The organism is Streptomyces sp. NPDC059371 (assembly GCF_042751995.1).
GTDB lineage: Bacteria > Actinomycetota > Actinomycetes > Streptomycetales > Streptomycetaceae > Streptomyces.
The window spans coordinates 23138-31114 of sequence record NZ_JBHYXD010000039.1 but is presented as its reverse complement, the minus strand read 5'-3'; the positions used below and the strand labels follow the sequence as shown (position 1 = coordinate 31114).

8 protein-coding genes are annotated in these 7977 nt (G+C 70.5%); 3 read left to right on the top strand and 5 right to left on the bottom strand.

All coding sequences use genetic code 11. The annotated features are described in order from the left end of the window. Window positions 1–111 precede the first annotated feature (111 nt). On the bottom strand, window positions 112–786 hold the full coding sequence (locus ACFXGX_RS22290; protein WP_006382668.1) for a Crp/Fnr family transcriptional regulator: 675 nt from the start codon (window positions 784–786) through the stop codon (window positions 112–114). 440 nt (window positions 787–1226) lie between these two features. On the opposite strand from ACFXGX_RS22290, the gene nth reads away from it, so the two are divergent. From nth to ACFXGX_RS22275, 3 genes are read left to right on the top strand one after another with little or no spacing between them, the layout of a single operon-like run. Then, the gene (gene nth / locus ACFXGX_RS22285) at window positions 1227–2213 is read left to right on the top strand and encodes an endonuclease III (protein WP_384793949.1); all 987 of its coding nucleotides are present in this window, start codon (window positions 1227–1229) and stop codon (window positions 2211–2213) included. A gap of 52 nt (window positions 2214–2265) precedes the next feature. Further along, window positions 2266–2976, top strand: coding sequence for a CoA pyrophosphatase (locus ACFXGX_RS22280; RefSeq protein ID WP_355759393.1), 711 nt, complete (start codon window positions 2266–2268; stop codon window positions 2974–2976). Window positions 2977–2989: 13 nt separating this feature from the next. Then, window positions 2990–4189 (top strand): MarP family serine protease, encoded by a 1200-nt coding sequence (locus ACFXGX_RS22275; RefSeq protein ID WP_384793944.1) that lies wholly within the window; start codon window positions 2990–2992, stop codon window positions 4187–4189. Between the two features lie 130 nt (window positions 4190–4319). Here the strand turns inward: ACFXGX_RS22275 and ACFXGX_RS22270 are convergent, their stop codons facing one another. The 4 genes from ACFXGX_RS22270 to nhaA all read right to left on the bottom strand — a co-directional run bounded on the left by ACFXGX_RS22270 (window position 4320) and on the right by nhaA (window position 7481). Then, the gene (locus ACFXGX_RS22270) at window positions 4320–4499 is read right to left on the bottom strand and encodes a hypothetical protein (protein WP_384793941.1); all 180 of its coding nucleotides are present in this window, start codon (window positions 4497–4499) and stop codon (window positions 4320–4322) included. 162 nt (window positions 4500–4661) lie between these two features. Next, window positions 4662–5612 (bottom strand): alpha/beta fold hydrolase, encoded by a 951-nt coding sequence (locus ACFXGX_RS22265; RefSeq protein WP_384793938.1) that lies wholly within the window; start codon window positions 5610–5612, stop codon window positions 4662–4664. Continuing rightward, on the bottom strand, window positions 5609–6085 hold the full coding sequence (locus ACFXGX_RS22260) for a phage holin family protein (RefSeq protein WP_384793935.1): 477 nt from the start codon (window positions 6083–6085) through the stop codon (window positions 5609–5611). Before ACFXGX_RS22260 ends, ACFXGX_RS22265 begins: the two co-directional genes overlap by 4 nt. A 43-nt stretch (window positions 6086–6128) precedes the next feature. Next, a complete protein-coding gene (nhaA, locus tag ACFXGX_RS22255) occupies window positions 6129–7481 on the bottom strand; it encodes a Na+/H+ antiporter NhaA (RefSeq protein WP_384794045.1) in 1353 nt (450 codons plus the stop codon). Window positions 7482–7977 lie beyond the last annotated feature (496 nt).

Genomic DNA, 7977 nt, shown 5'->3' with positions numbered 1-7977 from the left:
CGTCGGGCGGGGGGCGCCCCCCGCGGGCGCCCCGCGGGCGGGGGGCGTCCCCGCGGGGCCCCCCCCCGGGGGGGGGGGGGGGCCCCCCCCGTCGACGTACGGCCGTAGGCGTCAGCGCGAGCGCTTGGCGAGCCGCTCCACGTCCAGGAGGATCACCGCGCGGGCCTCCAGGCGGAGCCAGCCGCGGCCCGCGAAGTCGGCGAGCGCCTTGTTGACGGTCTCGCGGGAGGCGCCGACGAGCTGGGCGAGCTCCTCCTGCGTGAGGTCGTGCACGACGTGGATGCCCTCTTCGGACTGCACACCGAAGCGGCGCGACAGGTCGAGCAGGGCACGCGCGACACGGCCGGGCACGTCGGAGAAGACCAGGTCGGACATCTGGTCGTTGGTCTTGCGCAGGCGCCTCGCGACGGCGCGCAGCAGAGCGGCGGCCACCTCGGGGCGTGCGTTCAGCCAGGGCTGGAGGTCGCCGTGGCCGAGGCCCAGCAGCTTGACCTCGGTGAGCGCGGTGGCGGTCGCCGTGCGCGGGCCCGGGTCGAACAGCGACAGTTCGCCGATCAGCTCACCGGGGCCGAGGACGGCCAGCATGTTCTCGCGCCCGTCGGGGGAGGTGCGGTGGAGCTTCACCTTGCCCTCGGTGACCACATAAAGGCGGTCGCCGGGGTCGCCTTCATGGAAGAGGGCGTCGCCTCGCGCGAGGGTCACCTCACTCATGGAGGCGCGGAGCTCCGCGGCCTGCTCGTCATCGAGCGCCGCGAAGAGCGGGGCGCGCCGCAGAACGTCGTCCACGAGTTCTCTCCTTGTCGACCTGCTCAGGGGACCGTGCTCCCCTTGGTACCAGGGGACCGTGTTCCCCATCTTGCCGGACGGTCCAAACAGTGTGATCAGTCACAAGTCTGCCGTACTGGCGTCCCAACGAGTGCGGCAGGGGGCCAATTGGGGGCCGATCTTCAGGGTCCGGGGCGGATGTCGGTGCCGGGCTTTAGGCTGGCCGGGTGTCCAAATCGCCGGTGAGAGCACAGGCCAAGGGGGCTGGGCGGGTGGTTGTACGTCGTGATTCCGCTGTGGGCGAACAGGCCCCCGACGGAACCAAAGAACAGGCAAAAGCGGCAAAGTCGAAGCCGGTGAAGGCGGTGCCGGAGGCGGCGTCAGCGGTTGCGTCCGGGGCTGCGTCGACGACCGCCGGCGGGAAGAGCGCGAAGAAGACGGCCCCTCGGACCGCCAAGAAGGTGACACCCGCGAAAACGGCAGCCAAGAAGACGGCTCGGGCCGAGGCCGCTTCCGGGGGGACGGCCGCGGGCAGGACCGGCAAGGACGCCGGAAAGACCGCCGCCAAGAAGGCTGTCGGGAAATCCGTCGCCAAGAAGGCGACGTCCGGGGAGGCTGCCTCCAAGAAGGCGGCGTCCGGTGAGGCAGCTTCCAGGAAGGCGGCACCCGCGCGGAACGAGTCGCACACCGCTCTCGTCCGCCGGGCCCGCCGCATCAACCGCGAACTCGCCGAGGTGTACCCGTACGCCCACCCGGAGCTCGACTTCGAGAACCCCTTCCAGTTGGTCGTCGCCACGGTCCTGTCCGCCCAGACGACCGACCTGAGGGTGAACCAGACGACGCCGGCGCTCTTCGCCAGGTATCCGACCCCCGAGGACCTCGCCGAGGCCAACCCGGAGCACGTCGAGGAGATCCTGCGCCCGACCGGGTTCTTCCGGGCCAAGACCAAATCCGTCATAGGGCTCTCCAAGGCCCTGAGGGACGACTTCGGGGGCGAGGTGCCCGGCCGCCTCGAAGATCTCGTGAAACTGCCAGGAGTGGGCCGCAAGACCGCGTTCGTCGTACTCGGCAACGCCTTCGGGCGGCCCGGGATCACCGTGGACACGCACTTCCAGCGGCTCGTGCGGCGCTGGCAGTGGACCGCGGAGACCGACCCGGACAAGATCGAGAGGGCCGTCGGCGGGCTCTTCCCGAAGACCGAGTGGACGATGCTGTCGCACCACGTGATCTTCCACGGCCGCCGCATCTGCCACGCCCGTAAGCCCGCCTGTGGCGCCTGCCCCATCGCTCCCCTCTGTCCCGCGTACGGGGAGGGCGAGACGGACCCCGAGAAGGCGAAGAAGCTCCTGAAGTACGAGAAGGGCGGCTTCCCCGGACAGCGGCTCAACCCCCCGCAGGCCTATCTGGACGCGGGCGGCAGGCCCGCGCCGCCGTTGGGTGCCGGATGACGGAACGAACACGGCCTCGGCGGGCGTTGGGAAGAGCAGAACGGGGGTGGCGATGAAGCACGCAGGCAACACACGGAACGCGAGCGACGCGCAGGGCGGGCCGGTGCTCAGCAAGGACGGTCTGCCCGACTGGCTGGGCCCGGTCGCGCAGGTCGCGGAGACCGTGGAACCGCTCCAGCTCAGCCGCTTCCTGCCGCCGGCGAACGGCACGGGCCGCCAGTCCGCGGTGCTCATCCTCTTCGGCGAGGGCCCGCGCGGCCCCGAGCTGCTGCTCATGGAACGGGCGGGCACCCTCCGCTCGCACGCCGGACAGCCGTCCTTCCCCGGCGGCGCCCTCGACCCCGAGGACGGCGACCCGAAGACCGACGGACCGCTGAATGCAGCGCTGCGCGAGGCCGAGGAGGAGACCGGCCTCGACCCGAGCGGCGTCCAGCTCTTCGGCGTGCTGCCCAAGCTGTACATCCCGGTCAGCCGATTCGTGGTCACCCCGGTCCTCGGCTGGTGGCGCCGTCCGACGCCGGTCGGCGTCGTCGACCCGGGCGAGACGGCCCGCGTCTTCACCGTCCCCGTGGTGGATCTCACGGATCCGGCCAACCGTGCGACCACCGTCCACCCGAGCGGCCACCGAGGTCCGGCATTTCTGGTCGAATCGGCCCTGGTCTGGGGTTTTACTGCCGGAGTGATCGACAAGATTCTGCATTTCGCGGGCTGGGAGCGTCCGTGGGACCGCGAGAAGCAGGTCCCGCTCGACTGGCGCGCATGACAAGGTGACCTTCGTGAATGTGCTGGACATCCTGTTGCTCGTCGCCGCCGTGTGGTTCGCGATCGTGGGCTATCGCCAGGGCTTCGTCGTCGGCATCCTGTCGGTGATCGGCTTCCTGGGTGGTGGTCTCGTCGCCGTCTACCTGCTCCCGGTCGTCTGGGGCTGGACGACCGACGACAGCAAGGTGAGTACGACCGCCGCCGTCGTCGCCGTGGTCGTCGTGATCGTCTGCGCCTCCGTCGGCCAGGCCCTCACCACCCACCTCGGCAACAAACTCCGCCGGTACATCACCTGGTCCCCGGCCAGAGCCCTGGACGCGACCGGCGGCGCCCTGGTCAACGTCGTGGCGATGCTGCTCGTCGCCTGGCTGATCGGCTCCGCCCTCGCCGGCACGACACTGCCGACGCTCGGCAAGGAGGTCCGCAACTCCAAGGTGCTGCTCGGGGTCTCCCGCGCGCTGCCCGCCCAGGCCAACACCTGGTTCGCCGACTTCTCCTCGGTCCTCGCGCAGAACGGTTTCCCGCAGGTCTTCAGCCCGTTCGCCAACGAGCCCATCACCGAGGTCCGGCCGCCCGACCCCCAGCTCGCCGCCAGCCCCGTCGCCACCCGCTCGCAGAACTCCATCGTCAAGGTCATGGGCACCGCCCAGAGTTGCGGCAAGGTCCTCGAAGGCACCGGCTTCGTCTTCAGCGACCGCCGTGTGATGACCAACGCGCACGTGGTCGGCGGGGTCGACGAACCCACCGTCCAGATAGGCGGCCGGGGCAAGAAGTACGACGCCACGGTCGTCCTGTACGACTGGGAGCGCGACATCGCCGTCCTCGACGTACCGAACCTGAAGGCGCCCGCGCTGCGGTTCAGCGCCAAGGACGCGACCAGCGGCGACAGCGCGATCGTCGCCGGGTTCCCGCAGAACGGCTCGTACAACGTCCAGCCCGCGCGCGTTCGGGGACGCATCACCGCCAACGGCCCGGACATCTACCACCGCAAGACGGTGCGCCGCGATGTCTACTCGCTGTACGCGACGGTCCGTCAGGGCAACTCCGGCGGACCGCTGCTGACACCCGACGGCAAGGTGTACGGCGTGGTCTTCGCGAAGTCGCTCGACGACGCCGAGACCGGCTACGCCCTCACCGCGGACGAGGTCCGGCAGGACATCGCCAAGGGGCGTACGGCCGACCAGCAGGTGGACAGCGACAGCTGCGCGCTCTGACCTCCAGGCCCGGCCTCTGCCGGATGGAGGGCACGGGCGGGGTCTTCACCGCATGAAGGTGCGGGCGGGACCTCGGCCGTACGGAGGGCGCGGGCAGGGTTTCTACCGCTGAGCGGGTGCTGCCCGGATCTCAGCCGCGGGGATGGCGCAGCCGCACGGAGACCCAGCGGGCCCGGCGCCGCAGAATGTGCGGAATCCCCACACGCGGATCTGTGCCCGCCAGTTGCGGGGTGCCCCCCTGACGAGAGCTCAGACCCGTGGCCGAGCGGCGATTGCGTGCTGCGTCACTGTAGTCGTGCGTCCAGCCCATACCCCGACGTCTGCCCCCGCCCCAAGGTCGATAACCTCGCCCCGGCCCCTCAATTGGCCTATGCGCGGGGCAAGTGGCCGTTCGTAGGACAGGTGTTCACGGTCCGCGTTCCGGACGCGGCACCGGGCGCGGTCACGCGGTCACCCACGGGTGACCGAGGTGTCACCGATCAGGTTCCGGATCCTTCAGCCAGTTGATCAGTTCGGTGGAGAAAGCGACCGGATCCTCTTCGTGCGGGAAGTGGCCGAGCCCGTCGAACAGCCGCCAGCGGTAAGGCGCTTCGACGTACTCCCCGGAGCCCGCCGCGCTCCGCGTCCGCATCACCGGATCGAGTGAGCCGTGCAGGTGCAGGGTCGGCACGCGCACCGGCCGCTTCATGCGCCGGTTGAACTGGATGCCGTCCGGGCGCGCCATGGAGCGCACCATCCACCGGTACGGCTCGATGGAGCAGTGCGCCGTCGAGGGGATCCGCATGGCCCGGCGGTACGTCTCCAGGGTGTCCTCGTCCGGCTGCCGGGGACCCGACCAGTCGCTCACCAGACGGCCCACCAGGGAGGCTTCGTCGGCGAGGAGTTGGCGCTCGGGGATCCAGGGACGCTGGAATCCCCAGATGTACGAGCCCGCCGTCGTCTGCCTGACGTCGGAGAGCATCGCGGAGCGCCAGCGCCGCGGATGCGGCATGGACGACACCGCGAGCCGGCGGACGAGCTTGGGCCGCATGGCGGCCGCCGTCCACGCCAGATAGCCGCCGAGGTCGTGCCCGACCAGCGCGGCGTCGGGCTCGCCGAGGGAGCGTACGACCCCGGTGATGTCGAGCGCGAGGTTGGCGGGGTCGTAGCCGCGCGGGGTGCGGTCGCTGCCCCCGACACCCCGCAGGTCCATGGCGACGGCCCGGAACCCGGCGTCGGCGAGCGCGACGAGCTGGTGCCGCCAGGCCCACCAGAACTGCGGGAAGCCGTGCAGCAGCAGCACGAGCGGCCCGTCGCCGAGCTCGGCGATGTGGAAGCGCGCGCCGTTGGCGGCCACGTCCCGGTGCGTGACTTTGTGGTCGCCGGGAAGGTCGATCCGTACGACCGAGGTGGGTTGCGCCGAAGGTGTGGCGGGGTCCGTCATGAGGATGAGCGTGCCACAGCCTTGACGGCGTCCTCGACCGGTTCGGGCCGGGGGTGCGGCTTGGCGTTCGGCAGAACACCCGCCGTCTCCTTCATGGAGGCGGCCACCTTCTGCGGGCTCTGGCTCTTCTTGACCTTCTTCGCGAAGATCATGCCGATCAGCGCGAGCACGGCCGCGATCAACACGTTCGCCGCGAACGACAGCAGGAAGCAGATCGCGAGATTCCAGTGGCTCCAGGTCCGGATGCCGTACGTGAGGGCGAAGCTGAGCATCGGCAGGGAGAAGATCAGGATCGCGCCGGCCGCCGCGAACGCCCCGCCGCTGACCGCACCGCGCTTGACGTCCTGCTTGAGCTGCGCCTTCGCCAGCGCGATCTCGTCGTGCACCAGCGCGGACATCTCGGTCGTCGCCGCGGCGACCAACTGGCCGATGCTGCGTTCGGCACCGACCGGGCTCCCGTCGGGTGCGCTCATCGCGATCTCCCTCTTCTGCATGTGTTTGTACGGTCCTGTCAGATCATGCCGGACCGTCGTTCCCCTCGCTTGCCCCACCCGCCAGTTCGGCAAGTCTGCGGTGTTCCGCGGCCCTTTCCTCATGGATCGCCGCCATGCGCAGGTGGTACGCCGGCTTGTGTTCCTCGTAGATGTCGGGGATGCCGTCGTGGTCCTCGTCGCGTTCCTCGGCCTCGCACAGCGAGCGGTACTTGGAGTTGCGTATCTTCAGCAGCGCCGTGGCGAGCACGGCCGCGATGAACGAGCCGATCAGGACGGCGGCCTTGATCTCGTCGGTGAGGCTCGTGTCGCCCTGGAAGGCGAGTTCGCCGATCAGCAGGGAGACGGTGAATCCGATGCCGGCGAGTGTGGAGACGGCGGCGACGTCGGCCCACTCCAGGTCGTCACTGAGCGAGGCCCTGGTGAACCGGGCCGTCAGCCACGTGCCGCCGAAGATGCCGACCGCTTTGCCGACGACGAGTCCGAGCACCACGCCGAGCGTCTCGGGCCGGGTGAACACATCGTGGATCGCACCGCCGGAGACCACGACACCGGCGCTGAACAGGGCGAACATCGGCACGGCGAGTCCCGCCGACACCGGGCGCACCAGATGCTCGATGTGCTCGCCGGGGGAGTGCTCCTCGCCCTCGTGCGGATGGCATCGCAGCATCAGACCCATGGCGACACCGGCGATGGTGGCGTGGATGCCGCTGTTGTACATCAGCGCCCAGATGACCAGCGCGAGCGGAACGTACACGTACCAGCCGTGTACGCCCTTGCGCAGCAGCAGCCGGAAGACGACCAGGCCCACGAGCGCCCCGCCGAGCGCCGCGAAGTTGATGGAGCTGGTGAAGAAGACCGCGATGATCAGGATCGCGAACAGGTCGTCGACGACGGCGAGAGTGAGCAGGAAGGCGCGCAGCGCGGACGGCAAGGACGTCCCGATGACGGCCAGTACGGCGAGGGCGAAGGCGATGTCGGTGGCGGTGGGGACGGCCCATCCGTCGAGCGAGCCCCCGCCCGCCACGTTGGTCAGGACGTCGACGAGCGCGGGAACGGCCATGCCGCAGATCGCGGCGGCCACGGGCAGCAGCGCGGCCTTCGGGTCCCGCAGATCCCCGGCCACCAGTTCGCGTTTCAGCTCGATGCCGGCGACGAAGAAGAAGATGGCGAGCAGTCCGTCGGCCGCCCAGTGCTCCACGGACAGGTCGAGTCCGAGCGCGGCCGGTCCGAAGTGGTAGTGCGAGACGGCTTCGTAACTGTGCGGCAGGGTGTTCGCCCAGATCAGGGCCGCGACCGCCGCGATCAGCAGGAGTACTCCGCCCACGGTCTCGGTGCGCAGCGCGTCCGCCACGAAGTTCCGCTCGGGCAGGGACATCAGGCCCAGGAACTTGCGTGGGGTGGTGCTGGGGGGCGCGGCCACGGGGAAGACCTCCGGACGAGCAGGCAGGACGAAGCACTCGCCGACCAGACTTCCCGGCACACCATGAACGATCTTGTCGCGTGTTTGACGCTTTACTTACTTTACCCATGATCCGGCCGGGTCGGTGGGGGATCTTCACGTTACGGCCGGACCGGGCGCGGAGCCCGCTGGTTGGGCCGAAGGGGCGCTGGGCCGGTCGCCCGGCCGGGGTGCCGGCGGTGGGGCGTCGGTGGCCGGGCATCGGCGTCGGGTTTCAGCGGTCGCGTTTCGCGGTCGGGCGCCGGCGGTCGGGGCGCGCGCAATGGTGAGGGGCGGAAACGGGCGAGGGGACGGAAACGCCTGAGGGGTGGGGGGGGGGGGGGGGGGCCGCGGCCCCCCCCCCCCCCCCCGGGCCCGCGCGGCGGCGCCCGCCCCGCCGCCCCCCGGCCGCGGCCGGCGGCCGCCCGGCGCG

Bases quoted from the DNA above. Each gene is read 5' to 3' on its own strand.
- ACFXGX_RS22265 (WP_384793938.1), bottom strand. From the start codon at position 5,612: ATGACGGACCCCGCCACACCTTCGGCGCAACCCACCTCGGTCGTACGG.
- ACFXGX_RS22260 (WP_384793935.1), bottom strand. From the start codon at position 6,085: ATGAGCGCACCCGACGGGAGCCCGGTCGGTGCCGAACGCAGCATCGGC.
- ACFXGX_RS22270 (WP_384793941.1), bottom strand. From the start codon at position 4,499: ATGGGCTGGACGCACGACTACAGTGACGCAGCACGCAATCGCCGCTCG.
- nhaA (WP_384794045.1), bottom strand. From the start codon at position 7,481: ATGTCCCTGCCCGAGCGGAACTTCGTGGCGGACGCGCTGCGCACCGAG.
- ACFXGX_RS22280 (WP_355759393.1), top strand. From the start codon at position 2,266: ATGAAGCACGCAGGCAACACACGGAACGCGAGCGACGCGCAGGGCGGG.